The organism is Kitasatospora putterlickiae (assembly GCF_039527695.1).
GTDB classification, from domain to species: Bacteria; Actinomycetota; Actinomycetes; order Streptomycetales; family Streptomycetaceae; genus Kitasatospora; species Kitasatospora putterlickiae.
Map to the genome: position 1 here is coordinate 4,688 of NZ_BAAAKJ010000051.1, position 1,079 is coordinate 5,766.

General features: G+C 77.9%; 1 protein-coding gene. It reads right to left on the minus strand.

The window, feature by feature from the left end:
* Window position 1: 1 nt before the first annotated feature.
* Entirely contained in the window at window positions 2-886 is an 885-nt protein-coding gene (locus ABD308_RS05995; RefSeq protein WP_344328100.1) for an ATP-grasp domain-containing protein, read from the minus strand.
* Window positions 887-1,079: the final 193 nt, after the last annotated feature.

The following is a 1,079-nucleotide window of genomic DNA, read 5'->3' on the forward strand; positions in this document are numbered from 1 at the left end:
CTCACCGCCGGGCGCGGGCCAGCGCCGCCACCGCGCCGGCGAAGCGGTCGGGGCCCGCCGGGTCGGTGTCGAGGAACAGGTTCGGCTCGACCAGCTCCACCTCCAGCACCACCGGCTCCCCGCCGGCGTCCAGCACCAGGTCCACCCGGGCGAACAGCGGGGAACGGGCGCCGGGCACCGCCGCCAGGGCCGCCCGCGCGGTGCGGAGCTCCGCCTCCGTCGGCCGGTACGCGGTGACGTCGGGGTGCGGGAAGCGGTCGTTGTCGATCACCCCGGGCTCCGTCAGTACCGGCCCCTTGCGGACGGCGTGGCTGAAGGCGCCGCCGAGCAGGACCAGCGCGCGTTCCCCCTCCGTCACCCGGGGCAGGTAGGGCTGGACCATCACGGCGCGGCCCCGGTCCAGCAGGGCCCGGGCGTGCCGGGCGGCCTGCTCGGCGCGGCCGGGCGCGTAGCGGGCGGTGTCCAGCGCGCCCGCCGAGACCGCGGGCTTGACCACGACGCCGTCCGGGCCGTCCAGCTCCGCCGGGTCGACCGGGGAGCCGGGTTCGAGGAACCGGGTCGGCACGACGGCGACCCCGCGCCGGGCCAGCTCCGCGAGGTGGTGCTTGTCGCTGTTCCACCGGATCAGCGGCGCGGGGTTCCACAGCCGGGTGACGCGCGCCGTGCCGTCCGCCCAGGCCAGGAACTCGTCGATCCGTTCCACGTAGTCCCAGGTCGAGCGGACGACCGCCAGCTCGAAACGCTCCCAGGCCGTCAGGCCCGCACCCCACACCACCGGCTCGGCCGCCAGCCCGCGCTCGGCCAGCGCGGCCACGACGGGCGGCAGGTCCTCGTCGAGCCGGAGGCCCGCCTCGCTGGTCACCAGGGCGACCCTGGTCGCGCTCATCGCACCCTCCTGTCCTTCTCCCCGGGATCCAGCATGGCCCGGACGGCGGCTCGGGGCGTGAACCGCGCTCCGAGCAGCCCGGGGCCGCCGTCCGCCGCGGCGCGCCACTCCGGCGGGACCACGCTCCTCCCCTCGCCCGTGCGGGCCGTCCTGCCACCGGCTCCGACAACGGGGCGGGGGGCGCTCCGCGACG

Coding starts and splice junctions, on each gene's coding strand:
- ABD308_RS05995 (WP_344328100.1), bottom strand. CDS start 886: ATGAGCGCGACCAGGGTCGCCCTGGTGACCAGCGAGGCGGGCCTCCGG.